24 protein-coding genes are annotated in these 25,174 nt (G+C 41.2%); 22 read left to right on the forward strand and 2 right to left on the reverse strand.

The features are described from left to right. The first annotated feature begins 24 nt into the window (after positions 1–24). Both ACFFGT_RS04100 and ACFFGT_RS04105 read left to right on the forward strand, forming a co-directional pair. Positions 25–873, forward strand: a complete 849-nt coding sequence (locus tag ACFFGT_RS04100) for an alpha-1,2-fucosyltransferase (RefSeq protein WP_377021233.1) — start codon at positions 25–27, stop codon at positions 871–873. A gap of 78 nt (positions 874–951) precedes the next feature. Beyond that, positions 952–1,593, forward strand: a complete 642-nt coding sequence (locus tag ACFFGT_RS04105; protein WP_377021234.1) for a class I SAM-dependent methyltransferase — start codon at positions 952–954, stop codon at positions 1,591–1,593. 345 nt (positions 1,594–1,938) lie between these two features. Here the strand turns inward: ACFFGT_RS04105 and ACFFGT_RS04110 are convergent, their stop codons facing one another. After that, positions 1,939–2,565 (reverse strand): FkbM family methyltransferase, encoded by a 627-nt coding sequence (locus ACFFGT_RS04110; protein WP_377021235.1) that lies wholly within the window; start codon positions 2,563–2,565, stop codon positions 1,939–1,941. A 383-nt stretch (positions 2,566–2,948) separates the two neighbouring features. Here ACFFGT_RS04110 and ACFFGT_RS04115 point away from each other — a divergent pair, with 383 nt between their 5' ends. The 17 genes from ACFFGT_RS04115 (at position 2,949) to ACFFGT_RS04195 (ending at position 20,893) form a co-directional block, all read left to right on the forward strand. Further along, positions 2,949–3,848 carry an RHS repeat domain-containing protein gene (locus ACFFGT_RS04115; RefSeq protein WP_377021236.1) on the forward strand — a complete coding sequence of 300 codons (900 nt, stop codon included), beginning with the start codon at positions 2,949–2,951 and terminating at the stop codon, positions 3,846–3,848. A gap of 236 nt (positions 3,849–4,084) precedes the next feature. Next, positions 4,085–4,909 (forward strand): hypothetical protein, encoded by an 825-nt coding sequence (locus tag ACFFGT_RS04120; RefSeq protein WP_377021237.1) that lies wholly within the window; start codon positions 4,085–4,087, stop codon positions 4,907–4,909. Positions 4,910–5,790: 881 nt separating this feature from the next. After that, the gene (locus tag ACFFGT_RS04125) at positions 5,791–6,888 is read left to right on the forward strand and encodes a hypothetical protein (protein ID WP_377021238.1); all 1,098 of its coding nucleotides are present in this window, start codon (positions 5,791–5,793) and stop codon (positions 6,886–6,888) included. 40 nt (positions 6,889–6,928) lie between these two features. Beyond that, a complete protein-coding gene (locus ACFFGT_RS04130) occupies positions 6,929–8,557 on the forward strand; it encodes a S53 family peptidase (protein ID WP_377021239.1) in 1,629 nt (542 codons plus the stop codon). 40 nt (positions 8,558–8,597) lie between these two features. Next, entirely contained in the window at positions 8,598–9,917 is a 1,320-nt protein-coding gene (locus tag ACFFGT_RS04135; protein ID WP_377021240.1) for an IPT/TIG domain-containing protein, read from the forward strand. Between the two features lie 150 nt (positions 9,918–10,067). Next, positions 10,068–11,009 carry a hypothetical protein gene (locus ACFFGT_RS04140; protein ID WP_377021241.1) on the forward strand — a complete coding sequence of 314 codons (942 nt, stop codon included), beginning with the start codon at positions 10,068–10,070 and terminating at the stop codon, positions 11,007–11,009. 670 nt (positions 11,010–11,679) lie between these two features. After that, entirely contained in the window at positions 11,680–12,465 is a 786-nt protein-coding gene (locus ACFFGT_RS04145; protein ID WP_377021242.1) for a sensor histidine kinase, read from the forward strand. A gap of 4 nt (positions 12,466–12,469) precedes the next feature. After that, on the forward strand, positions 12,470–13,102 hold the full coding sequence (locus ACFFGT_RS04150; protein WP_377021243.1) for a response regulator: 633 nt from the start codon (positions 12,470–12,472) through the stop codon (positions 13,100–13,102). Between the two features lie 309 nt (positions 13,103–13,411). Continuing rightward, positions 13,412–14,356 (forward strand): OmpA family protein, encoded by a 945-nt coding sequence (locus tag ACFFGT_RS04155; RefSeq protein ID WP_377021244.1) that lies wholly within the window; start codon positions 13,412–13,414, stop codon positions 14,354–14,356. A gap of 45 nt (positions 14,357–14,401) precedes the next feature. Then, on the forward strand, positions 14,402–15,412 hold the full coding sequence (locus ACFFGT_RS04160; protein WP_377021245.1) for a nucleoid-associated protein: 1,011 nt from the start codon (positions 14,402–14,404) through the stop codon (positions 15,410–15,412). Further along, positions 15,405–16,580, forward strand: coding sequence for a hypothetical protein (locus ACFFGT_RS04165; protein ID WP_377021246.1), 1,176 nt, complete (start codon positions 15,405–15,407; stop codon positions 16,578–16,580). The genes ACFFGT_RS04160 and ACFFGT_RS04165 overlap by 8 nt, the downstream gene beginning before the upstream one ends. Position 16,581: 1 nt before the next feature. Beyond that, a complete protein-coding gene (locus tag ACFFGT_RS04170; RefSeq protein ID WP_377021247.1) occupies positions 16,582–17,118 on the forward strand; it encodes a hypothetical protein in 537 nt (178 codons plus the stop codon). A gap of 255 nt (positions 17,119–17,373) precedes the next feature. Next, positions 17,374–18,135 (forward strand): hypothetical protein, encoded by a 762-nt coding sequence (locus tag ACFFGT_RS04175; protein WP_377021248.1) that lies wholly within the window; start codon positions 17,374–17,376, stop codon positions 18,133–18,135. Positions 18,136–18,346: 211 nt separating this feature from the next. Continuing rightward, the gene (locus ACFFGT_RS04180) at positions 18,347–18,616 is read left to right on the forward strand and encodes a helix-turn-helix domain-containing protein (protein ID WP_377021249.1); all 270 of its coding nucleotides are present in this window, start codon (positions 18,347–18,349) and stop codon (positions 18,614–18,616) included. After that, positions 18,613–18,930: a hypothetical protein gene (locus ACFFGT_RS04185; RefSeq protein WP_377021250.1), complete on the forward strand. Its 318-nt coding sequence runs from the start codon at positions 18,613–18,615 to the stop codon at positions 18,928–18,930. Before ACFFGT_RS04180 ends, ACFFGT_RS04185 begins: the two co-directional genes overlap by 4 nt. Positions 18,931–19,320: 390 nt before the next feature. Beyond that, complete coding sequence (locus ACFFGT_RS04190; protein ID WP_377021251.1) at positions 19,321–19,878, forward strand: BfmA/BtgA family mobilization protein; 558 nt, start codon at positions 19,321–19,323, stop codon at positions 19,876–19,878. A 40-nt stretch (positions 19,879–19,918) separates the two neighbouring features. Beyond that, complete coding sequence (locus ACFFGT_RS04195) at positions 19,919–20,893, forward strand: DUF5712 family protein (protein ID WP_377021252.1); 975 nt, start codon at positions 19,919–19,921, stop codon at positions 20,891–20,893. A gap of 382 nt (positions 20,894–21,275) precedes the next feature. Here the strand turns inward: ACFFGT_RS04195 and ACFFGT_RS04200 are convergent, their stop codons facing one another. Continuing rightward, positions 21,276–21,677 (reverse strand): helix-turn-helix transcriptional regulator, encoded by a 402-nt coding sequence (locus ACFFGT_RS04200; protein ID WP_377021253.1) that lies wholly within the window; start codon positions 21,675–21,677, stop codon positions 21,276–21,278. A 165-nt stretch (positions 21,678–21,842) separates the two neighbouring features. Here ACFFGT_RS04200 and ACFFGT_RS04205 point away from each other — a divergent pair, with 165 nt between their 5' ends. From ACFFGT_RS04205 to ACFFGT_RS04215, 3 genes are all read left to right on the forward strand, one after another. Beyond that, entirely contained in the window at positions 21,843–23,357 is a 1,515-nt protein-coding gene (locus ACFFGT_RS04205) for a hypothetical protein (protein WP_377021254.1), read from the forward strand. 21 nt (positions 23,358–23,378) lie between these two features. Further along, positions 23,379–24,281, forward strand: coding sequence for a HEPN domain-containing protein (locus tag ACFFGT_RS04210; RefSeq protein WP_377021255.1), 903 nt, complete (start codon positions 23,379–23,381; stop codon positions 24,279–24,281). Between the two features lie 552 nt (positions 24,282–24,833). Continuing rightward, the gene (locus ACFFGT_RS04215; protein WP_377021300.1) at positions 24,834–24,983 is read left to right on the forward strand and encodes a hypothetical protein; all 150 of its coding nucleotides are present in this window, start codon (positions 24,834–24,836) and stop codon (positions 24,981–24,983) included. The last annotated feature ends 191 nt before the right edge of the window (positions 24,984–25,174 follow it).

The following is a 25,174-nucleotide window of genomic DNA, read 5'->3' on the forward strand; positions in this document are numbered from 1 at the left end:
GCAGGCAAAACCTAATCCAATCAAATGATCATACTAAATTTAATGGGAGGCGTTGGAAATCAAATGTTTCAATATGCATTTGGCAAAGCGCTTTCAATCAAATATAATTTACCTTTGGCGCTGGATATAACCATTTACTCAAGCGGCAATTCAAACCGTTCTTTCGACCTGGAGATTTTTGAGATAAAGGAATATAGACTGGCCAGCATTCCTGATACGATCCGATCGTCAACTAACAAAAATATCTGTGCAGTAACTGAAAGGAAATTTGAGTATGATAGCGAACTTATGCAGGAAATCGATAAATTCCTGGTATCCGAAGCAAATCCGGTTTTGATCTTTACCGGATATTGGCAATCCTGTCAATACTTTAAAGCTGTCAGCGAGCAAATAAAAACCGAATTTAATCTCAGGAATAATCTATCCGGTAAATGGCTTGAGCTTTCAAAAAAAATAGCGGCGACTGACGCCGTTATGATCAATGTCCGCAGAGGAGACTACCTTCAAAAACTCGACTATCACGGCGTAGTTTCTGAGGACTATTTACGTAGCGCCATACAGTATGTACTGAGTGTAACACCGTCTGCCATGTTTTACGTCTTTTCGGATGACATGCCGTGGTGCAGGGAAACTTTGACCGGATATCAGCAACTATGTTTTGTGGATGAAGCTTATTACGATTTGAAATATCAATCTTATTTCAAACTGATGACCGCTTGCAAACATTTCATTATTGCTAACAGCACTTTTGCATGGTGGTCTGCCTGGCTGGGCGCAGTGGAAGGGGCGCTTGTAATTTATCCCGAAAAGTGGTTCGCAGCGCCGGTCATTAACGCCAGGGACCTGTTTCCTGCTGAGTGGATAGCTATGTAACCAATATTTTAACCGACCGTCAAAATAACCTCGCTTACCTTTTAAAAAATAAATAATTACAACCTTAACCGATTCAGTATGCAAATTAATGTATTGTTAAAACCTTTCGCCGGAGACACTTATATAGAAAAATCATTCCTGAAATTTAAGAAAAAAATGAAAATCGTAAACGCGATAGAAACGGGGACTAACATGGGCAGTACATTTGCATGGCTGTACAATAACTTTGATCGCGTTTATACCTGCGAGAGCGACGAAGGGTATTATCAGGGCGCCTGTAAGCGTATATTCTCTGTGAATAGCAAGTATAAAATGGATCACTATCCTTCCCAGATCGTAAACCCGCCGGACATGGGTGAAATGATAATCGCTAACAGTGATAGTGTGTCGTTTTTAAAAATGATAGGGCCGCAACTGAGCGGCGAATCAATTTTTTTCCTGGATGCCCACTGGTATGATGATTGTCCTCTTTATAATGAACTGTTAACAATTGCCGATCTGGGTCTATCGCCGGCAGTTATAGCCATACATGATTTTAAGACTGACCATCCCGACGAATTGGGCTATGATACTTACGGAGGCCAGTCATTTGATTTGGCCTGGATTACACCTGCTGTGAATCAAATTTACGGAAGCAACTGGACTTATGAATATAATAAGCCTGAAACCTCGGCCGGAGCGAAAAGGGGGATAATTTACATTAAAAGGGCCTCAAAATAATCGAAGATGAAGATGCATGACTTTACTGGACGTGCGTTGATCGGCGGTATGATTAAAAAAATAATGGCTGGGCATATCTAAGCCCCGGCCATTATTATTACGCTTTGTACCTTTGTTCGAGTTATCGCAAAACGCCAATACTTGTAAAGGAACTTGGCGCGCCGGCTGATATTATCGCTGAACAATGCTCCCTTTTGATCACACCCGGCGGTATGAAAAACACCATATGCGCGCAAAGGCGCTGTCAGGTGCAGGTATAAGTCAGAGGAACCGTTATTACCTGCTGTTCTAATATCAATCTAATGACAAAGTGCCTTTCAGGTGTTCCAATAAATTTGTGGGCGGTCATTTTCTGATATAAAGCCTGTCACCCCATCCCATGTTGGTTCTCTGCTCTGCTATAAACGAAAATCCCTGTTTTTCCAAGAATATATTGATATCCTTAACTTTTGCTCCGTTCTCATAATACTCATCGATGCAAATCTCCAAATAGATATAATCGATAAACTTCAAATTATTTATAAAACCCTCCAGTGCTAAAAGTTCAGCCCCCTGGATGTCAAGTATTATAAAATTAACTTGGCCATCGATCAACAGTTCTTCCCGTTCGACGAGCGTATCCAGTTTTAGTGTTTTCAACTGAATTGTTTCTACAACTTTTATGTGGGGATAATACGATTTATGGTTCTTGAGATTGAAAATAGAGGAGCTCTCACCATTGTTATTGGTAATATTGAAAATAATCTCCTCTTCATCTTTATCGGTGATACAGGCGCAAAAAGCCCGGTTGCCAGGAAAATATTCCAATCTTGAGCATAATCGTTCAAATACAGTAGGAATAGCTTCAATCCAGAAAACCCTGGCTATGCCGCAGCTTTTATAAAGCTCCGCCTCCTGTCCATCGGAGGCGCCCACATGGATGATTCCTTTTATTTTTAAATGATAGTATTCTATTAATTGGTTTAATGGCATTAACATATGAATATGATGATTTTCTTTAACTGATTATTCCGGTGCTAATTAATGTTCTACTTGCAAATACAATCCCGAGTATTGCTCAAGAGACTTTTAAGGCTTATTGAATTGGTATGTCCAGTCCGAGCGATTTTCAAGGAAGCGTGGAACGAACTCCCATTCAGGGCTAAAACGCATAGAAAGATAGGAGGTAAATTTGATCTTGACAACAGGCATTAATATAATACAGGTGGCGATTTAGTATCGGTACTGTTGCAATCAGTTACAATATTCTTAACCTGCCAAACCAGGTATCGGGTTCAAAAACGGTGTCATATACCTATGATGCGGAAGGTAATAAGCTCCGCAGGTTCAGTACGCCAGGCGGGAAGAGATATTATATGGGCGGAATAGAGTTCGAAGATCCGGCAAATACCGGTACCTGTAATTTAAGTTTTATCCGCACTGACGAGGGCCGGGTTTTTACTTCGGGAACAACAGCTAGCTACGAATATAACCTCTCTGATCATCTTGGGAGCGCCCGGTTCTCTTTCAGCATGCAGACCAATACGCCAACAGTAACACAAACAGATGATTATTACCCATTTGGACTTGAAATTCCCTGCTCTTTAGTAGCATCACCTAAGAATGAATATCTTTATAATCATAAAGAGTTACAGGAAGAGACGGGGCTCTATGACTATGGCGCAAGATATTACGATCCTTTAATCGGTAGACTGAATACGGTCGATAACAAGGCTGAAAAGTATCAGGGTATAAGTAGTTATGCATATGCAGTCAATAATCCTCTGGTTTTTCTGGATCCGGATGGTAATGACATAGTTTGGTTTAATCAAAAAGGTGAAGAGATTGGGCGGAAAGAATCACAAACAGAGTTTAGAACTTTGGTTGCAACCAGATTAAATCCGGAATATGTAAAGGGCAAGACGGCCTTTTATATATATAAAGAGGCAAAAATGCCGGGAGTGATAACCAAAACCATAGATAAAGACGAGAAAGGTAATGCGATAGGCAACCCGCAGGAAACTAAGTTCCAGGAACATGACTATGAAATTGCAGCGCAAACGTTTCTCTTTAACAAAGACTTAAAGGAGGACAATCTGGAGATCGGCTCGAAGTACGAAAAGGGAAGTGACGCATCCACACCTCTGGATGTTAATCTGGTAAAGGCCTGGATTTATAAAGAATCCCGAATTGGAAAAGGGCAAAAGGTTGCGACTGAAGCAAGCGACCTGTTGTCCATGTATAATACTGGCGATAAAGGGGGAAAGAGAACATAGGAATGACGATGACCGAAATAAAATCCGGTGACACTTCGACAAGTAATCTGTATTGGGGGCTTAGATTTTTGTATTACAAATCTTTTATTTCCCACGATGGGAAAACAAAAGATTTTAACGGGTGGGAATATGGACTTCTAAAATACGGGCCTGGTAAAAAAGCCCCGCATTATGTAGAAACTATATTATCATTATTACGATCAATAATACCAGCTAAACCATCTAACTATTAAAACATGAAAAAAGCATTGTTTATCCTATTAGTTTTCGCCTCATGCAGATCAAATGATAAAAAGAAAGAACATTTATCCCCTGGCTTACACAAAACTCATACTGTTGATTTGTCATACATCCTGGACTACAGAAAAATTCTGTCGGATACCGTAAAAATGCACAAAGTAGATGATATTTCCATTTTCGATGATACACTTCGGTTAAGCCAATGGCTTGCCAAAAGCCTTGCTTCACCAATAATTTCTGCAAGTGACCTTGCAATTAAGTCCACAGGAAAGTGTTTGATCCGTACTTTTGGAAAGGTAACTTATTTTAATTTTTTTATAAAAGGAGATAAGTCTTCCGGGATCAACAAGAACCTATGCCTGTTATTGAATCGAGACAGTCGGGAGATAGTTGCGCTTCCTTTTGAAAATTTTAAAATCATTACAACTGCAAAAAATGCACAGGGCGAAGATCCGTCCGGCTTTATTAATATTCGCAGCCAGGACTTTTTTTCAGTTTATAAATATGAGAATGGTGTTTTTCTAAAAGTCTTCGACTCCTCATTATACTGCAAATACGGCATTTACACGGGCGAATATAATGGGGAATGCCTCGAATTTACTCCTAATCAACTTATTTTTAGTAATGAGGATGTGAACAAGGATGGATTTAATGATATTGTTTTCCATGGAAGTATTTATGATAGATGCGACGAAGCAAAAATGAAACACCGCGGAACAGTCAGCCGAAAAAGCATGACGCTTCAATTTTTGTTTAATCCCGGCGAAAAGCGATGGGATTTAGCAGGCAAAGATGATGCCTGCGCGATTTTAGATCGATAGTTTCTATCCTCGCGATGGCTTCGGAATATCCATTGAATAGCAAAAACATAATCAAAAATCACTTTGATTCCGTAGCTGCAAGATGTCTTTTTGTCTGACAAAAAGTCTCTTGCCCTCCCGGGGGGATTTAAAAAAATTGGCAACTCATTTTTTATGCGGGTTCCCTTTTTAACCTAAAAATGGGGGGCTGATACCTATGAGGAGTCCTATCAACGATAGATAACTATTTATTATCTCCATTTCATGAAATCAACACGATTCTTTTTTCGCCTGGTAGGCTGCTGATATATTCGAAAATCAAATTCATTATCGTAAAGTTGATGGAACTTGGCAATTTCACAAATACAAAGAAAAGCCTGCTCACTAATCGAGCCTCAAATGTTCTTCCAGCGCTATCAATTCGGCAAAGAGTTCAACAGCGAAGAAATATACACTTTAATGTTATTCCGAGAGGCGTTGTATTTAGAAAACTGATGTGCTGATTCTTCAAGCATGATATTTTATTGTCTATAATGATTTTATACTTTCATCATAGATCAGTGAGTTAATCACAGCTTATAACACACCTCCTTGCCATAGCATTAGCTATTCCCACTATTTTCTGGTCTTTTATGTATGTCTTACCTTGGAGTCAGTAGCGGAACATGCACAGCTTTATCATTATTACTTCGGTAATCTACCTTTTGGTGTATTTTATCAAGTTAGTCAAGGCCAAATAGATTTCTTAAATGATTTGACAGCATTCGCTCAAATGCCAATACCGTAAAAACACCCCCCCCAAATACCGTAAAAGCCCCCGTTCTTAGCCATCTAAACGCCTGTAAATTAGAACATTGAATCAAATGTAAATATGTTTAAGGTTTTACAGTTAACAAATAAAAATGGAAATGGGCATACTCATAGGAATTTTTGTAGGAATCATTGTGATATATGCGATTGTAGTTGGGCAATCAGATAATAATATATTAACATCAACTATCCTGAATGATGGTAATAAAAAGATTAAAGCAGATCTAATTTATTATTTACCTGTTGGTTCGCTTACTGTTAATGCAACAGCTAAAGTTATCATTGTAAAAAACACTGATCCGACAACACTGCAGACCAAAATTACGTCTGCCAAAGTAGGAGAATTATCAGTATCCACATTAGTATCTATCGTCCCCGATACGAAATTTTCCTTTAAGCTCGAATATTCTGCAAATTATTTTAGTAACGACGAGTTTAAAATTTCAACTGGCCCTACCGGATTATTAGACTCAATATCCACTACCACCGAAGATAGGTTAGGAAATATTATTGGACTAACGGCAGATGTCCCTTCAAAAATACTTTCTATTCAGCAGACGGCACTTGGCCTTATTCCGCCGCCGACAGGAAATCAGGCAAGCGAAACCCGCACCTTTAACAAAAGCTTTTTTCTCTCTGCCCGGGATATCAGAAAAGGTAAAGCCGTTTGCTCCTGGTTTATAAATGCAGATGGACAGATCAACAAAACGACTGAAGCCGACGCTTCATTTATAATAGAATTTTCTCCAGAAAGGAACGAACGTGTAAGTGCTAACAGCATCAGTCCATCGGCGGGCATCTTCACCAGGCCATTAAAAACCATAATCATGACAGTTAGGCCAAAATCCCGTTCAACTAACAGGCAAGGGATCGTTAAAACGGAAATCCAAATACCGGATGTTACCCGTCTGATTAATATCCCGGTAAAAAGAAGTCCGTTTGTTAAACGGGTAAACACACCTAAATTTTCAAATGGAATGATTACCGGAAACTTCATGAATAAGCCAAGTGAAGTTGAAGGTTTTTTAAGCATTCCTATCAATATTGGAAAAGCGCTGGTCTCTATCCCCGGTCAACTCTTCAGTTTCAAAATACAGCATCAACATCAAAATGAAATTGCCAGCCTTTTACTCCAGAAAAAACTAATGGATTTAAAAAAACAAACTAAGACAACTTCTTTAAATAAATAAACATCGTAGCAATCATTCAAGGTATTTAACTTAAAAAATTATGGAAACCAGAATCGTTTACCAGGACAGCGTTACACCGCTTCCTGTACAGTTAGGCATTACTCCTTCAGGATTAATGGTGCATGCAGCAAACGAAAGCCACCTGCACGAAAGTATGCCAGTGCTATTTTCAATAAAACTGGCAAAAGAAAGACAGACAGAACTTGAACAGCGGGTTGGTAAAGGAGAGGTGATCAGCCCGGACGAGCTTTATGAAAAATACAGTTCGGCCTCAGGGGAATTAACTGCGCTAAAGGACTGGCTAAAAGCAGAAGGATTTGCAATTAAAAAAATCGCAAAGGATGGAAGTGGAATTTATACCGATGCAACAGTTGACCAGATACAGAAAAGCCTCCAGGTAAAAATGGTCCGGGTAACTAAAGATGGCTTTTCTTATACTGCCGCTCAAAATGCACCAAGTTTACCAAGCACTGTTGGAAGGAATGTGCATGCAATTATTGGCCTTCAGCCATTCAGGCAGGCCAGAAAAAACTTCAGAATGAGAACGCCAAAGCATCATAACCGCACCAGGGCTTTAGCCCCGGCAGTAGCGTCAACAGGTCTCAATCCGGCCATTCAAAATGCGCCCCCTTACCTGGCTTCTGAAATACTAAAAGCCTACAATGCAGATGGACTGGGACTAACCGGCAAAAACCAGACTATCGCTATTCTGATTGATACGTTCCCTTTAGATAGTGATTTGCTGGCTTTCTGGCAAAACAATAATTTGAACACAGATCTTACAAGAATTGAAAAGATCAATGTTACCGGCCAGGAATTACCTCCACAAGAGGGCGAGGAAACGCTGGATGTTCAATGGACAACAGGAATAGCACCGGACGCTAATATCAGGATTTATGCCAGTGGCACTTTACAGTTCGTAGACCTTGACCAGGCACTCGATCAAATTATTGAGGACGTTTCTCAATTTCCGGGCATGTGCCAGTTGTCCATAAGCTTAGGTTTAGGAGAAACCTATATGGGGGGACTTGAAGGAGAGGTTACTACACAGCACCTGAAATTTTTAAAACTCGCAGCTTTAGGGGTTAATATATTTGCCTCAAGCGGCGACGCAGGCTCAAATCCGGATGCAAGCGGACACAGTGCCACAGGCCCCCTGCAAGTGGAGCACCCTGCTTCAGACCCTTTTGTTATAGGAGTTGGGGGAACAAGCCTTCAGCTTTCTAATATAGGAGTAGTTACCGAAGAAGACGCGTGGGTAAGCAGCGGAGGCGGGCAAAGTATCTACTATGATCGTCCGGTATGGCAAACCGGAGCTGGCATACCTGAAGGCGGGAGAAGGTTGGTGCCAGATGTTGGGCTTACTGCCGATCCGGATTTTGGCGCTTACGTCATCTTAAACGGCGCTGTTCGTCAATTTGGCGGCACAAGCTGGAGCGCACCGGTGTGGGCCGGCTTTTGTGCTATGCTTAATGAATCCCGGCAAAATGCAGGTAAGCCATCACTTTCTTTTTTAAACCCTTTACTATATCCCTTAATTAATACATCCTGTTTTAGAAATATCTCAAAAGGGACCAATGGCGCTTACCAGGCCACCGACGGTTACGATATGATTACGGGAATAGGAGTTCCCGATATCGGAGAATTATCCAACGAATTAAATAAATAATTCACATACCTATTATCATCAATCAGTCAATGCTTAAGCCATGAAAAAGAAACTATCATCGTTTGTTACCATTACTGGCATGCTTTTATTGGTAGCCAATATTGCCGTGGGCCAAACGTTAAGAAAAATTGTCAAACAAAACCAAGCTGTGGTTGGAGCCCCAACCCATTCGCCTGAAATTACTGCTTTTAGTCCCGGCACTGCGTCAACGGGGCAAAAAGTCACAATTATCGGGCATTATTTGCAAGATGTTACTGAAGTGAAGTTTAACGGCGTTCCCGCCGCCAGCGTTCAAAAGGTTTCTGCAGAATGTATCATTGCCGAGGTTGGAGCCGGGGGATCTGGGGCATTGTTCGTATTAAGTCCTCGCGGTTTTGCCTCGATACCTGGTTTTGTGTTCTTTGCGGGTTTGGTGCCGGCTCATGCCCCCGGCCTTCCGACGATCAGCTCAATCATCCCGGCAATCGCCGGAAGCGGCGCTAAAGTTACCATTGTCGGAACTGATTTTACAGGCGCTACCGCAGTTGCATTAGGTGGAACTTTTGTTAAAAGCTTTACTGTAATCTCACCCACAACCATCATTGCGGTTGTAAATAACGGGGCTACGGGTGATGTGACTGTTACAACACCATTAGGAACAGCAACATTTGCCGGATTTAACTTTTCAAATGAAATTGAAGCCCCCGGGACTGAAAGTGCTACTGCCGGAGCAGATTTTACCATACCCGATGTTGGCCAGAACGGACTAAACATAATTTTAACCCCTACATTTATTTACAATAAAATATACAGCAGTAAAAAATTCGGGATAACCGGCACATTTTGGGGCAATTCATTCGGAGTTGACAGTACAAAACAAAAAGCAGGAACTAAATTTCTGATCCCGGAATCAAGTATGATAGGTTTAAAAATTGACGGAGCATATTATTTCTCCGGTATTTCTACAGATGACATTAAAATAGGACCCGTTGGTGAAATAAATCTTTTATGGAAAAAAGTTTCCTATTTGGATACGGCTTCAAAAATCTCCACCAATTTTACCCCTTTTGTAATTCATTCAAAAATAGGGCTGTCGCTTTTGCTGTGGAATGCAAACGTTTCGTTATCCGGTTATATGAATTTTTTAGCCATTGGTTCCGAAAATGATGCATTCTCCAACTTTTTTAATACCGGAAAAAAATCACTTCTAATATACCCCGAGGTGAACGGGTCGATGGTTTTCGATGTTGGTGAAAAGTCTAATCAAACAATTAAAATAGGTGTAGATATGATTATTAATAACAGCAATGCCAAATATTTATCCGGTTCAACCGATAAACTGATTCCATATTTAAAAATCGGCATTGCATCAAAACTGTAATCAGCCTGCTTTCAGCCACTGAAGCTTCCGCTGAAAAGCGAGAAAAGCAACTCCATTTACAACACACTGATTACATGATATTTATTAACAATTCAAGCTATTAAACAACAAACTTTCGGTACATTAGTGCTAAACTTAAAACTTATTATCATGAAAAAAATATTCACCCTGGCTGCATTTGCTTTGATCTTTGCAGCCGCTTGTAACCAGGTTCAGGTAAGCGGAGATCTTTTAGGAATTGAGTTGACGAATAAGGAAAACCCCAATCACACAAATAAGGTCAAAAACATAAGTCCGCCTGCAGAACAAATAACTTTAAACGGCTTAGATCTGGCGGAGGCGGGCACGAGGGTTTCACGCTTCTTACAAAACAAGAACAGCTCCGACGCCGTTACAAATATTTGGTTCAGTAAAGCCTATATTGATAGTATACATACGTTGTTGAAGGCCGAAAAACTCAAAAAAAATGTTGATGGAATACGCATTTATTTTGCAAAAAACAGCGATAACAGAAACTCTGTTGTAATAGTTTCAACCATTGAAGGTGATCCTAACCCTGCTGCGGATTCAAAGCATTATCATACTGACTATTTTGACCACGACTCTCCGTTTCTTCATTCCAATGAAGCTGCCGTTAAAGAAGCATACAACAATGATACCAGTACCGGTGCCTTGTTGTATGGACCGGATCCCTGCGCCGGGCATAACTGTACAGTCGGTATATATAATTTTATCCCCTGCACCTTAGCATACAGGTATACTAAACTTTTCAGCAAACCACTAATGGATGCAACAAGCGTGTGGTATGGAATTAAATTATTAGATCATTTAGTTGCCGAACTGGATTCTGCCACAAAACAAGGGAAAGTAAACGTTGGGATACGCCTCTATTTTACAAAACCCAATACGCATTATGGGTTTATTGTGGTAACAACCGAAAACATTAAAGGAATTAACCGTGATTATTTCGATTGCTACGCGCCTTTTACCGAACTTGAAAAAGAAGGTGTTAAAGGACAATTTGGAAAGTTCATCGTATTTGACAAAGGCGAAGAATGTCCTATTAACTGTAAAGGTGCAACGTGGCAATAGCATGATAAATAACCTTTGAAATGTTAAATTATTTCACTTTTAATACAGTCATAGAGAGTATAAGTTTGTTAATAGCGATTATATGCTTATACCGTAACGTTAGCATATCATGGAAGGGAATGATCTTGTATTTGTTTATAACATGCTTAATTGAATTCTCAGGCATTTATATCAAAGGACAATACTTAAAAGACAAATTGCATGTCCATTCCAACGTATGGGTTTATAACATTATTTTGCTATTTGACCTGGGGTTTATTTCTGTGATGTTCTATGACCTGCTTGGCAAATATTTCAAAAGTAAAATTTGGATATCCTGGGGGGCATTTGCAATTATTATTTTCTATACCAATGACTTGCACTCTCATGGGGTATACAAAAGCCATAACCTTACAACTAATGCAATTTCAGTGCTGTTTATTTTGTATAGCTTAATTTACTTTTATTATTTGCTCAGAGATGAAGATTATCTTGATCTGAAATTCTATCCTCCGTTTTGGTGGGTATCAGGTGTAATTTGTTTCTATTTTGGTAGCACTATCTGCAATGTTTTTTATAATAAGTTATCCCTGATACCTATTACATCAACACATTCTGTTACTTACTATATATATAATGTTCTGAATCTGATATTGTACGGTTGCTGGTGCTATTCATTTATTTGCAAAAGATGGTTGGAGAAGATCCCAAGAGTTTAGTCGTTATATCAACGCTTATATTTTTACTGGCTCCGGTAAGTATACTGGCCTATGTTATCATATATAATAAAAAAAAGAAGGATCACTTGATTGAGAAAGAGCAGATGAGGGTACGTTTTCAGGAAGAACTGGAGAAAACTCAAATAGAAATACAAGAGCAGACTTTGCAAACAGTTGGTGCCGATTTACATGATAACATAGGTCAGTTATTAAGTTTAACATCGCTTACATTAGGGTCAATAGAATTAAACGAATTTTCAATAGAACAAACTAAGGTTAATGCAGCCATAGAACTTACAGGGCGTTCCATTATGGAACTAAGGTTATTGGGCAGGATTATTCAAGGCACCCAAATACTTGAAATGGGATTAATAGATGCTATTCTGCAAGAACTTAAGTGGATAGAGAAATCAGGCAGATTTAAAGTCAATTATACATTTGGAAAAATATCCTGCGAAAGTGCCGAAAATGGTAAAAACTTAATAATTTTCAGGGTTCTACAAGAATCTCTTAACAATATTATAAAACATTCGGCAGCAACACTGATAGATATACACTTGACTTGCACGAACGATACAATGAAACTTATTATAATCGATAATGGCAAGGGATTTGATCCGGCTATTATACATGAAAAACGTTCCGGGATGGGATTAATGCATATTTTTAAAAGGGTTAGTTTGATGGAAGGACAATTGAACATTCAATCATTTCCAGGTGGAGGTTGTAAAATAGAAGTACTCATTCCATATCCATAAATGCATGATAAACATAGCTATAGTCGATGATCATACTTTGTTCCGAAAGGGCCTTTCCGGCCTCTTAGAAGAATTTAAAGAATTAAAAGTATTGTTTGACGCGGAAAACGGCCGGCAAATGATACAATATATTACTTCAATTCAGGAAAAGCCAAGCATAATCTTAATGGATATTAACATGCCGGTTATGGATGGTTACGAGTCAACTATCTGGATTAAAGAAAACTACCCCTCAATTCATGTTCTTGCCTTGAGTATGTATGACGACGACGAAGCTGTCATCAAAATAATTAAGCATGGCGCCTGCGGATACATTTTGAAGCGCTCCAAGCCGAAAGAACTATTAGAAGCAATTAAGGTTGCTGATGAAAAGGGAGTTTTTTTAAACGAGCTAGTGTCAGGTAAATTAATCCGAACCCTGTCTTCAAGCAATCAGCCGAAATTCACAGATAGAGAAACTGAATTTCTAAAGCTTGCCTGTTCTGAATTTTCATATAAAGAAATAGCAGATCAAATGTGTGTTAGCCCCCGAACAGTTGATAATTATAGGGAGTCATTGTTTCTCAAATTAAATTTAAAAACACGTACCGGATTAGTATTGTACGCCATAAAGAAAAAGATTTATAAAGTTGAGTAGAAAAGGGCGTTCAGGCTCCAATATATATACAAGTGAAGCTTGAAACAATATTATCTGATAGTAGGCCCATTTTTATAATATTAAAAAACATATACAATATTTTGTAAATCATTCTTTTAACTTGTGATTTCATAGATAGCAACGAGATGCACGTGAGTAATTTATCTATTTTACCATGCAATATAATTATGCCGCGAACATCGTTCAATAAAGCGAATCCTTAGGATCTCACCTAAAACACTTAACTCATCATATATTAATATTTTGATTTTAAATAATATGTACCTTTAATGAATAAACCTGATTCACATGGGACAATTCGCTGAAGACAACCTGAAACTTATTGACTGGCTTTTGCTATGCGTCATCCTGATCGTCCTGATTTTAACGGGCTTCATGCTCAAAAATAACCTGGACACGCAGAATGCGGCCTATGATAAAGTGATAACTGCGGCCATGCGCCATTCAGCAAAAGATGATAAATATTTTAACGAAAGTAATACAGCTATCTTTGCATTTTCGAGATCTAAGGATTTTGCCCATACTAAAGCTGCGAGCACCTTCCTTGGATTCCTGCTGGTATTTACCGGGGCGCTTTATCTGCTCAAAGTTTTCAAGCTATCTTATAAACTAAAAGCGGACCAAACACCGGTCGATAATGTATCGCTGGAAAGCACCTCACCCGGGCTGGTGATGATCACTTTGGGGGTCGGGATTATTATCGCGGTGCTGGTCACCAAAAATGAGCTGGATTACACAGTAGAAAGCGGCGACACGAAGGCAAAGCTGGAGCAACTGATTAACTTGCTGACCATACTGCAAGATAGCACAGCCAACCAGCAAACAGGCAATGAAAACGGTAATCAAAAACAACAAACCTCGAAACCACCGGGCAAAGGCAAACAGAACATGGCGGCAGTTCAGCAATCAACTGCAAAGCCTGACGCCAACTTTATTCCCCTTACCCAAGCCTCGGATCTGAACAGCCCCCGAAACAAAATTCTTATTGCAGCCATCCTCAAAAGATTAAATGACAACCCGTCATCAAGGGTCATACTGACCGGATCCAGTAACGAGGGAATGGTAGCCCGAAGGCAGCTCAGGGAGAAAGATTTTGCAATGGCGTTAAGGGTAGTGCTCATTGGCATGGGGGCATCGCCCGGCCGTATCGTGGTGAAATCTTACGGTGAGACCGGTCCCCAAACCGATAATCAAGTACAAAATGGTGTAAAAATCGACTTCAAGCAGGATTAGCAACTGATTAACAATAAGCATGTTAGTAAAATTCAACATTAAATCATGGAAATAAAAGGTATTATCATTCACGACTTAAAAAAAGATGCGGGCGGCAATGCCAAACTCAAAAAAGCGTCAAAGACCTTGGTTATTAAGGAAGTGCATGATAAGTTCATGACCGATGTAAAAGACGTATATTATAAAAAATCAAACCCTATCTACGGGGTATTTGACAGCGGGGCGGATTCCTTTCCTTACCAGGGCTTCCTCAATAGTTATCTGAAGGGTAAGCTGAGTTTCTATGATTTTACGGTTAAAGCAATCGATCACTTTGTAACAGAGATTAACAAGGTTACCCAGGCTACCGGTGGTAATGTCGTATTCTGCCATTTCAAGACAACTGAAGATTTTATGGCGGTAATTATCCTGAACGCGAAAAGCGGTTATGTGCTGGATGACAATATGGACTTGCGGGAGAATTTCAGGCTGGATATTGAAAAACTCGATGTGGCTAATTTCTCAAACTGCACGAAATGGGAAAATGGCGAAGATGTTTACCTGTCCTTCACACGGGGTAAAAAAGAAATTTCCAATTATTTCCGGGACTTTATCGGCTGTACCGACTACAATTCTGCCAAGGAGTCATCAGATAAATTAAAAAAAGCTCTGAACGAGTTCCTTATCAAGCAGGGTACGGAAAAGGATGAAATCGAAAGGATCAAGAAAGATGTGTTCGAATATTGCGAAAAACGCATGAACAAAAAAGAAGATATCAGCCTGAGCCAGGTTTCCGCTATCGTGAATCATGATGAGCCGGAACTTTTTCAGGAATTTGCATCGACGGAAACCTACCAGATCAGCACCGTTTTCAAGGGACATCCAGCAACGTTGAAGAGCCTGAAGTATTATATATTTAACAGTAAAGAGCTGACCATCGTGTTCGACAGTAAACTGATTGCGAATCAAAGTGTGGTTTTCGACAACAAGAAAAATACACTGCTGATCAAGGATGTTCCTAAGAAACTGCGGGCCCAGCTGAACAACGAAGAACCGGCCGAAGAAGAAAATGAATAGCCCTCATTTGCATAGCCTCGTCAGGTTGCGCGCCGCTTTAAGCGACGTAATTTATGACAGCGGAGAATTGTCCGGAATTTTGAAAATCGATGCTACCCTGATCACTGACCTGATCACTATGGCGGCTATCAGCGTGACAGAGGACAGCGTAACCATAGGCGAAAATTCAGAACAAATCACGACATTGAAATTCGACCGGGCGCAGGTGTATGAAACGGCGATCACGTTTTACACACGAAGCCTGGATGACGGCCTCTATTATGATAACCCGGAGGAATTGATCACTGCTCATCCCTATCGGTTACCGGGCAAAGCCTATTACATCGCATCACTTGACTATTTTTCGGAAGATGCGGTTGTTCCCGAAATCATTATGCACTACCAGAATGTCATTAAGCTGATTGCTTTACTGAGTGAGGTTGCAGATTATATTAAGGAAGCTCCAGGTGAACGCGACACGCTCATCTATTTTGAAAAAAGTAAGCTGCATCTTCAGTTGATTTATGGCAAGGATGATCTGCGGAAAATTGATTTCATTGACAAATTACGGGAGCAATTGTTCGATGCCCATGATTTTACCGAGCGCCGCTCTATTTTCAGGGCCGAACTGATCAGCTATTTGAAGGACACGCCAACATCAGGCGCATTCGCCAAATTACTAGCGATGCTGAACGAGGTATATGAGCATTATAAAAAGAGTCATTTACTGTACCTCGAAAAGTTTTCTTACCAGGACCTCAAATCGGAAGTAGACAAAGACCAGCTGGATTATATGAAAAAGATCTATGCAAGTGTAAATGATATCCAATCCAAGGTCATTGCGGTGCCTGCTGCCTTTATCCTAATTTATACACAATTTGATTTCACAGGCGCCCAGTTCCTGAAAAATATTCTGCTGCTGACCGGTGCTGTTTTATTCTCTGTCCTGATCGAGGTACTGCTGCGCAATCAGTTTGGAGTGCTTGCCTACATCGAAGAAGAAATTGAGCAATTGAAGACAATTCTTAAAAATAAAGATACTCAATTGGACCTGACGGAGTTCCTTGGGTCGTACGGTAAGCTGGCGCCACTGATCAACAAACAGCGGAATTACCTGATTCTATTTCGCATCGTTACCTGGCTGGTTCCCGGGGCGACCTTTCTATTTTTAATGATATACAGCAAATAATATGGAAGAAATCGTTTTTGAGGCCTTCTCCCGTGCGCTGCCTCATTTTTTTGAGCGGGAGATCAGAAATATCCTAGATGATGTTAGTGAGCGAAACCTGTGTGGGCTACTGCAGGTTTACCTGCGCCAGGAAATTAGCGGCACAGAGATCGCTGTGTATCATGTAGACACGGAATACAACCGCAAACAGCAGGGGCAGGTCAAAACAATTATCGATAACGATTATAAAATCATTACCATTAGCTGTGACCTACTGGTCCACAGCCGTGGGGAAGAGGTCGAGCATGATAACCTCCTGGCTTTGGAAATGAAAAAAAGCAAACGACCCGCAAAATTAAAGCAGGATGACAAAAACCGGCTTATCGCGCTGACCAGGAGGCCAATGGAAGATCTCTGGGGCTGGAACGGCACCCACCCAGAGCATGTTTGCGGCTATAAAGTTGGTATTTATATGGAGGTCAACAGCGTGATGCGCGTTTGTTACTTGGAAAGGTACCGACTTGGTCAGTTAGTAGACGCGTGGACGGTAAGGTTTTAGGCCAGTCTTTGGCTGGGATAACAGTGAAAAACCTGACCTGTGAATCGTAGACCTTTCAAGTTATGATTATATTAAATTTTGTTAACTGGATTTTAAGTGGTTTAAATATGAAATAAAACCCTGCCGCTAGTACGATTATAATTTACCTTAGATCAATTATTATCTAAGAATTTCCGCAGTTGTTTTTATCTCACAAAAGCTAGCCAAAAAGCCAATATGCAATTAAGTTATTAACTTTAGGTTAAAATCTGACCTATGCGCGAACAATACTTCAAACACCGGGGACGTTTCGATTTTAACAAAGATACTAACGATATAGGTCGCCCATTTTTTTGGAATAAAAAAGTTGAAGACAACCACTTTCTTAATCGCCTTTATACGAAGAATGAACAACAATTCGATGAACTGTATAAATATCATCTGCAATTTTTCCTTTCCGAGTACGATGATGCAACCAAGCAGGAGTTCTTCACGTATGTGTGGGAGGTCATACAGGATGCCATTGCACAATTAAGACATAAAAACAGATACACCACCGGCCACGCCCTCAATTTCCGGAATAAGTTTCACCTTAACCGGTTTGCAGAATATCTTCAAAGTATCGATGAGTGGAACCTCGGCCGTACACAGGCTGAGATTATTGCCGAGAAGGAAGGTCAGATCAAAATACTCAAAGAACAGTTGCAACGCCTGATGGATGAGCGTAGGGAAGCTGAGAAGTTGGATACTGATTACCCGATCAATATTGCCAGCGGTCATTTCCTCACAGTAGTTGACATTTTCAAGAAGATTGAGGCACTAAAAATAGGCGATAAGGAACTCGTATTTTCGCAGATGCCCATCACCTGGGCCAAATTGATCTGCCGGTATTTTCAGGAGGATGGTGAACCGATCAAATTAGACCGAGTGCGGCGCTATTACCCGCGTGACGCAGGTAACCCCAGTGGCAGGTCATCTGCTATCCCCTCTGAAAGCCAACACTTCAATATCATTCCGGCAAAACGCAGATCAAGTTAAGACCGGATCATACGTTCATTTACCTTTTGCAGGCAAACGTTAATAATTGCCTCGAAACTATTCAGTACGCTCTTTTTCAGCACTATGCTTTGACTGCCGTTACCATAGCTTGGTTTATGGTAATGAATAATATCCCTTTGCCTACATCTTTGCTTCGTACCCGGTACCGGCGGTACAAGTATTAATTAAATGTTTTAATGAGGAGGCGATTATGAATGCAAACGAACTGATCACTAAAGGAGATCTGAATGAATTTAAAAGCGAACTGTTAACAGAAATCAAAAGGCTGGTTCAACTGGATGGCCAGGGCGAGTCCAAAAAATGGCTCAAAAGTAACGAATTAAGAAAGCTGCTCAAAATATCACCAGGCACCTTACAGAACCTGCGAATCAACGGGACACTGAGTTTTACCCGTATCGGCAGTATTATGTATTACAAGTTCGACGACATCAACAAGCTGCTGGAAGGAGGTTTGCAATGAGCATTCATAAAATTGCGGTGAGTGAACTTGCCGGTTATAGTAAGCTACTCAAACGTATGAGCATGGACGGGCGGCTGAATACGACTCACATTAGCTTGTTCAGTGCATTATTCGTCCAATGGCAACGCGCTGGTTTCAAAAGCCCATTTTCTGTCACGAGGAAAACGCTGATGGCTTTTAGCCGGATAGCATCTATTGCAACGTATCACAAGTGTATTAATGAACTCGATGAATATGGTTACATCCGTTATCAGCCGTCATACCATCCCAAACTCGGCAGCCAGGTTTACTGGCCTGCCTGTTGGGAAGTGTAGCCCGGTATTTTATATCGGCATAGCCGAATATCGGCCTACACGGATAACCGCATATCGGAATAATTGCTTATTCCGATATAGGTATAAACAGATATCCAGCTATATAATATATCATTACCTGTGCAGCCAAAGGCTGCACAGGTAATGATATGCTTCGCAAATCAGGAAGAAAAGCGGTGGTCGCTTCGCGAAAGCGGAGGGAGCAAGCGGAAGTTGGGCAGAGCCCTACTTTGCTTGCCTACGCTTCGCTACGGGGGGGTTACGTATCCTCCGGGGATACTTTAGGGCGTTTCCGCCTATGAAATAAAAGAAAACAGGATACCCGGCGGTATCCTCGATAGGGGAATAAAGACTTAGTTGCATACACAGCTATTTAACCGGTTGGAGAATATGAGCATAGAAGATATTAATGTGAGATCAGTGAGATACCCGGTTGCGGTAGATCAGAAGTTTGAAAAGATCGCCCTTAAACTGGGCAGGACGAAACGGCAGGTGTTTATCCAGATGGTCGATTACTTTTATAAAAGCAAGAAAGATCCCCTGGACCTAAATGATGAGTTATTAAAGAATGCGCTGATGAAAAATCATCAGCAGTATATTGGTTTTATCAGAAACCAGGAGAATATGCTGCTCATTCCGATCAAAACGGAAATGGACAGGATGATTGTATCACAGGTCAAGATCATCGAAAGTTTCAATACGCAAGTCCTCAAGGCAAATACGGACTTGCTGAATAATCAGCATGCTTTGGCGCAGAAGTTAACCGGCATAGATGCGCTGATGGAAACGATTTCGAAAAGCCAAAAGAGCAAGGATAACCTGAAAAAACAGTTCCTGTTCATTCTGGATGGTTATATCAAATCCAGGGATGCTTTTGGGATGATGACCTCGGGCCGGGAAAAAGATGAGCTGATCGCTGTTACCAGATCGCAGGTCGGTCTGCTTTAATCATGTATTTATTATTCGCCTTTAGGGGATAGGGGGTATTATGTTTATCAATATTACAGATAGTAAAGAAGCGGCAAACAAAGGCAGCAGCGCGGGGCTGGTAAATTACCTGGAAAAAGAAAACCGGATCGACAATAAGCCGGAACCAGAATACTGGTTTAACGGACAGCAGATCAGGATCGAGCCTTATGAGGTCATGCGCAGTATCGATAATAATGTTGCCAAACTGGGCAAAGACGATGCTAAATTTTTCCTGGTCAATATCAGCCCGAGCCAGAAGGAGATCAGGTTTTTAAAAGAACAATATGGCGAAGATGGTGCTAAAGAACAAATAAAGGGCTTTGCGGTAAGGCTGATGGATGCCTATGCCAAAAATTTCAACCGGGAGGGCGTGAACAGTAACGAAGATTTATTATGGTTTGCCAAGCTGGAAAACTACCGTTATTACAGCTATAATGACCAGGAAGTAAAACAAGGTTTGAAACAACGGGGCGAACGTAAAGAGGGAGAGCAGATGCATGTGCAGGTTATAGTTAGCCGTAAGGATATAACCAATAAGATCAAACTTAGCCCGATGAATACTTCAAGGGGAAAGAATACCGAGCATTCAAAAAAGATGGGCCAGTTTGACCGGGTAGCATTCAAACAAAGCGGGGAATCCCTTTTTGACAGCCTTTTTGGATTTGATAGGCAGCTTAAAGATACGATGGCATACGCCAATGTTCAGAAGAACGGGGAGCTACCACAGCGGGAACAACTGGACATGTTAGCCGAAGGCGCTTCGCAGAATTATGAAAGCAGGTCGGTGGCTAATGAACTGGCCATGGGAGTCGCGGAGGGCTTGTTTACCTCAACGGCGGGGATGCTGTCCGCAGCAGGTAAGACAGCCGCGAGCTTCCTGGAGGTAATGCTGGAACCGATGTATACGGGAGGGGCTAATATTGTCCCGGAAAGCGAGATAGAGAAAAAGAAAAGGCGAAAGAAAAAATTTCAGGGCCAGCAAATCTCGCGTTGAAGCGGTGAGTTATTATAGAAAAGATATTTGCCCTTTTGATAGATGGCTGCGGCAGGCGGCTTCATTACACCACGCGCTTCGCTCCGGGTTCCATTACGCGGCCAGCCTCGCCGCCGCACGTGCAGGAGTGTATTCGTTCCTCATACACACCTGCCTTTCCCGCCCGCGACTATCGGTTAGTCACAGCACCGCGGTCACAAAGATAGCTCACGCAGGAAAACGGTAAAGGGTATATAAACGGGGCAGGGTTGTTTGCTTTTTTATTGGCTTGCCCCGCCCTTGACCGTTTTCCTGCTTTAAGCTCCGGTTGTTTAAGCGGTGCAATGACTGGGTGTGCGCAGTTTTGATTGGGGAGATAGGCTTAATAAAGCAGACGAGCGGCTTATTTATCTAAAAGGCGTTCGTAAAGCTTTTTGATCTCATTGTGAAGTAGCTTTATTTCCTCTAATGATTCCAGCCATTTTTCCATAGGATTGATGGTACATTTATAGTACTGGCTGTAGGCAACAGCCTCATCATTGAATGTATTGGCAATAATATTTACAGCTTTATTATCATCCAAATTTTTAATTGCATCTACAGGCACTTTTAAAATCTCAGCTACTTGTATAAGCACATCTTCTTCAATGGTCTCTTTGGCTTCCAAAAGCGACACCCTTTTTTGACTCCAGTCCTCACCAAGTGCATAAGCTAAGGCTTCTTGTTTTAGGCCGAGCATTTCCCGGAAACGTTTAATGTTACGGCCCTGGTGTATATTCTTTGGTGTGTCAGTAGTGGCGCTCATAGGTCAGATATGTGATAGTATGATATATAAACAAATGTAACAAAAAAATATGCTTGTGTGGAGAAGCCTGTTTTAGAAATAACAGGAGGATAAATTATGCCCTGATTTTTCTTCGATAGAAACAGCCGGGAATGGTTTAGCATCAGCCAACTAGCCAACTTTGTAATGACGGTCAATAAAGGCCGGTTTAATGTATTGGTTATGTATTGCGGTGTTTATGCTCCCTGGGATCACTACCCTAAATTTCTTCGCCAATCAGAGGTAAGAAATCCGCTGATCGCTCTTAAAGGGTTCTTCGATGCGAATGATGTCGAAGACCATTTCACCAGGCTGAAAAAGTGGCGGCATTATGTTGTTAATAATGAGCATTATAACGACGAGCGCTTCGGGCCGGGTAATCTGCTTTATGATTACGAACTAAATTTGAGGTTGCTCGAATCGCTTTACCTCCTGTTATTGGAAGACGAGGAGCTGTCCTATAGCGATGATAAGGTCACGGAGGAACAGCTTACCAGCGAAGAAAAAGAATGGGCCTGGTATCCCAACGACCTAACTAAGAAGGAATTGCTAAACCCATACCTGGTTATAAAAGCCGCCTTTAATGAAATACAGCCGGAAGCGTTCAGAGATCATCTTTGGGAATGGATAAATGCGGCTTTATCAAGTAACGCGATAGACGAGGCTGTAACTCCCGGCGAGATCATTACGGTATATGAGCACATTAAAAAAATGTATTCAGCAGCGTGGCTGATCTTTCAGCGGGAAACGGCACAGCCATTTTTGAAAGAAAAACCAGTAGAGGAAAACAAGGTGCTGCCCGAGCCGGAGGATAAAAATGCTTTAGGCGCTATGGCAGACCCAATCAGAAAAAATGTGTCGATTAAAGCGACACCGGCTCAAAAACTTGGGTTAAAAGAGGTCACCAAACTGATCTTAAAAATAGAGCCCACTGTACAGATGGTATGCCACTTCCATACTTCTGAGGAGCCTTTCATTTTTTTCCTGCTGATCATTGTTGCAAACGACCAGGCATTTACTAACGATGAGATCGCCGCCAAGATAGAGCAGGGCTGCGCTCAGCTGGTAACCATCGCGGCATTTGTTAAAAAACAGAAGTGGTTTGAAAAAGCAGGGCGTAGTAGTTCAAGCTTTTACTATTATGCCTTTAGACTAAAGGATGTCACCTACCAATCTACATCCGTAACGATACCGGAATATCCCAAATACGGGCCGTATATGACCCAACAAGAGATCGATGAAATATGGGATAGAACGGGTCATCATGGATATGAACGGTACTTTAAAGCACAGCAATTGCAATTGGACAAGAATTACACCGAGTGTCTTTCAACAGTAAAAGAAGCCATAAACTATACACTAAAATCAATGATTGCGATGATGACAGGCTTCATGCCGGCAACAAATGATCATAACCGGTTATTAAAAATGTCGCTGCTTTGTTCAGTTAAGATCTGGGGGATTTTTCATAAAGATTCAGAATCCAGTATTAGCGCTATGGACTTGCTCAATCTAAATGAACCTCTCCTAAATGGCCCCATAGCACAAACAGAGAATGAAGCGGGTATGAATGTATTGATGCTGAATGCTTACCTCCTGAATATGATAGCCAGGGATGAATACCAGGAACGCATGGCAGATGTGAACCACCATTCAACCTGATAACTAAAAAAAGTTTTTGATATGGAAAAACAGCCTATAAAACTTAGCGATGGGCAACATAAAGAACTGCGGGAAATTGCAAAAGTATTGACCAGCAATTATCAAATTGAAAAGGTCATCTGCTTTGGCGCGTTAAGTTCCATGACTACAGCTAACACCTGTTTTATGCCGCCAGATCATAGTATGAAAAACACCTATTATCTGTTAGTCCTAACCAAAGAGACCAAAAGGGTTAAATATGTCATGCAAGATTTTATCAGTAGCCATTTTTCCGGCGTATTTATCATTGCGCATGGGCTGTCTACGGTGATGGAGGCGTTGTACAGGTACGACCGGTTCTTTGTAGATGCCTGCCTGAATGGGCTATTGGTATACACGTCAGATGGTTTTACTATGTCCCCGGAATGCAATGCAGACAATATGGAGGGAAGTTATTTAAAAGACGAGGAAGCTTTTTCCCGAATGTACAGTATGGCCTCCGGCTTTTTAGAAAGCGCGTTAGATTGCTTTGAAAAAGGATTTTTCAATAATGTGGCTTTCCTGCTGCACCAGGCAGTAGAACAAGCTTGCCGGGGATTGATCCGGCTGTATACGGGCTACCGGGCCGATATACACAACATTGAACGTCTACTGTTCCTTTGTGAATGTTTTTCCGCAGAACCATCAAGACTGTTTAAACGACACTTTAAAGAAGATAAAAGACTATTCGGGGTATTGGCCGGAAGCTATACAGAGGCAAGATACAGGGACAATTACCAGGTCGGGGATCAAGATGCAGGCAAACTTTGCTCACTTGTCAAAACATTTCTTGACCTGACGCTTGAATTGTCATCAAAAGAACCAAACCGGGAAACTGCTAAGAGCACAGGAGCAGACCAGGCAGCGGTCGTGGATTATTCCCCGGCCCTGCCTGCCTCCCTGTAAGTGACAAATCTTGTGGGATATTCTATAAATACTGTGTAACGGAAAATAATTAGTTAAGACACTTAGGTTGACAGCCAGGGGCCGTGACATTTGTCCAGCTTTCCTGTCCCTAATCCCCAAATCAATAATTACGATTATAAATATCAGTTCAAAACAGCTAAATAAAACGAAGATGTATTGCGGAGAAACAATGCCATGGGATCATTTTCCTAAGAATTTACAGATAGGCGAATTCCTTGACCCTTTAGAGGTCATTGTTGGACATTCCGGAGCCATTGACCTCCCATTCCTGAATAGCAAACAGTTGATTCCGTAACACTTTGATCATTTCAATTTGCTGATTACTAATTCAATTCTCCCAAAATGCCTACACAACCCGATACCCCAAAGCGCACGGATGTCCTGGTCAAGCCTCCCGGAAGATTCAGTTTATTCATAACATTCACTTATATTAGGCCAAACCTTATAATGTCATGTAACGACCTGTCCTAACTGAGTGGCCAAAGAACTGGTCGGATCTTACCGAAGGAATTTGAAGAAATATACCCAGTCATTGAATTAAATGCCCAGCGCCATTTCAGATGTGCCAATATCCTGGCGGAAGCGGGCGAACATCAAAATGCGATTGCCCATTTGATTTTAAGCACGGAAGAGCTGATCAAAACCTTTGGCGCATTACTGGCAGCAAAGAAAACTGGGTAAAAAAACAATCCTGGTTCGGCAAGTTGTTTTATCATCACAAAACCCGTCATGACCTGATCAAGGATTTCTTCTCTATTTATTGTTCAACTCTCCCGTCAATGCACTAACAAAAAAAGCGGGTTTTGGGCAACGATTGGTAATGGCTTGCTCCACGTCGCGACGGCGGCCGGTAACTTTTTCTGGTGGAGAGA

This window comes from Mucilaginibacter angelicae, assembly GCF_042434235.1.
GTDB classification, from domain to species: Bacteria; Bacteroidota; Bacteroidia; order Sphingobacteriales; family Sphingobacteriaceae; genus Mucilaginibacter; species Mucilaginibacter angelicae.

Excerpts from the sequence above, each read along its gene's own strand:
- ACFFGT_RS04100 (WP_377021233.1), top strand. The coding sequence starts at position 25 with ATGATCATACTAAATTTAATGGGAGGCGTTGGAAATCAAATGTTTCAA.
- ACFFGT_RS04105 (WP_377021234.1), top strand. The coding sequence starts at position 952 with ATGCAAATTAATGTATTGTTAAAACCTTTCGCCGGAGACACTTATATA.
- ACFFGT_RS04110 (WP_377021235.1), bottom strand. The coding sequence starts at position 2,565 with ATGCCATTAAACCAATTAATAGAATACTATCATTTAAAAATAAAAGGA.
- ACFFGT_RS04115 (WP_377021236.1), top strand. The coding sequence starts at position 2,949 with ATGGGCGGAATAGAGTTCGAAGATCCGGCAAATACCGGTACCTGTAAT.
- ACFFGT_RS04120 (WP_377021237.1), top strand. The coding sequence starts at position 4,085 with ATGAAAAAAGCATTGTTTATCCTATTAGTTTTCGCCTCATGCAGATCA.
- ACFFGT_RS04125 (WP_377021238.1), top strand. The coding sequence starts at position 5,791 with ATGGAAATGGGCATACTCATAGGAATTTTTGTAGGAATCATTGTGATA.
- ACFFGT_RS04130 (WP_377021239.1), top strand. The coding sequence starts at position 6,929 with ATGGAAACCAGAATCGTTTACCAGGACAGCGTTACACCGCTTCCTGTA.
- ACFFGT_RS04135 (WP_377021240.1), top strand. The coding sequence starts at position 8,598 with ATGAAAAAGAAACTATCATCGTTTGTTACCATTACTGGCATGCTTTTA.
- ACFFGT_RS04140 (WP_377021241.1), top strand. The coding sequence starts at position 10,068 with ATGAAAAAAATATTCACCCTGGCTGCATTTGCTTTGATCTTTGCAGCC.
- ACFFGT_RS04145 (WP_377021242.1), top strand. The coding sequence starts at position 11,680 with ATGGTTGGAGAAGATCCCAAGAGTTTAGTCGTTATATCAACGCTTATA.
- ACFFGT_RS04150 (WP_377021243.1), top strand. The coding sequence starts at position 12,470 with ATGATAAACATAGCTATAGTCGATGATCATACTTTGTTCCGAAAGGGC.
- ACFFGT_RS04155 (WP_377021244.1), top strand. The coding sequence starts at position 13,412 with ATGGGACAATTCGCTGAAGACAACCTGAAACTTATTGACTGGCTTTTG.
- ACFFGT_RS04160 (WP_377021245.1), top strand. The coding sequence starts at position 14,402 with ATGGAAATAAAAGGTATTATCATTCACGACTTAAAAAAAGATGCGGGC.
- ACFFGT_RS04165 (WP_377021246.1), top strand. The coding sequence starts at position 15,405 with ATGAATAGCCCTCATTTGCATAGCCTCGTCAGGTTGCGCGCCGCTTTA.
- ACFFGT_RS04170 (WP_377021247.1), top strand. The coding sequence starts at position 16,582 with ATGGAAGAAATCGTTTTTGAGGCCTTCTCCCGTGCGCTGCCTCATTTT.
- ACFFGT_RS04175 (WP_377021248.1), top strand. The coding sequence starts at position 17,374 with ATGCGCGAACAATACTTCAAACACCGGGGACGTTTCGATTTTAACAAA.
- ACFFGT_RS04180 (WP_377021249.1), top strand. The coding sequence starts at position 18,347 with ATGAATGCAAACGAACTGATCACTAAAGGAGATCTGAATGAATTTAAA.
- ACFFGT_RS04185 (WP_377021250.1), top strand. The coding sequence starts at position 18,613 with ATGAGCATTCATAAAATTGCGGTGAGTGAACTTGCCGGTTATAGTAAG.
- ACFFGT_RS04190 (WP_377021251.1), top strand. The coding sequence starts at position 19,321 with ATGAGCATAGAAGATATTAATGTGAGATCAGTGAGATACCCGGTTGCG.
- ACFFGT_RS04195 (WP_377021252.1), top strand. The coding sequence starts at position 19,919 with ATGTTTATCAATATTACAGATAGTAAAGAAGCGGCAAACAAAGGCAGC.
- ACFFGT_RS04200 (WP_377021253.1), bottom strand. The coding sequence starts at position 21,677 with ATGAGCGCCACTACTGACACACCAAAGAATATACACCAGGGCCGTAAC.
- ACFFGT_RS04205 (WP_377021254.1), top strand. The coding sequence starts at position 21,843 with ATGACGGTCAATAAAGGCCGGTTTAATGTATTGGTTATGTATTGCGGT.
- ACFFGT_RS04210 (WP_377021255.1), top strand. The coding sequence starts at position 23,379 with ATGGAAAAACAGCCTATAAAACTTAGCGATGGGCAACATAAAGAACTG.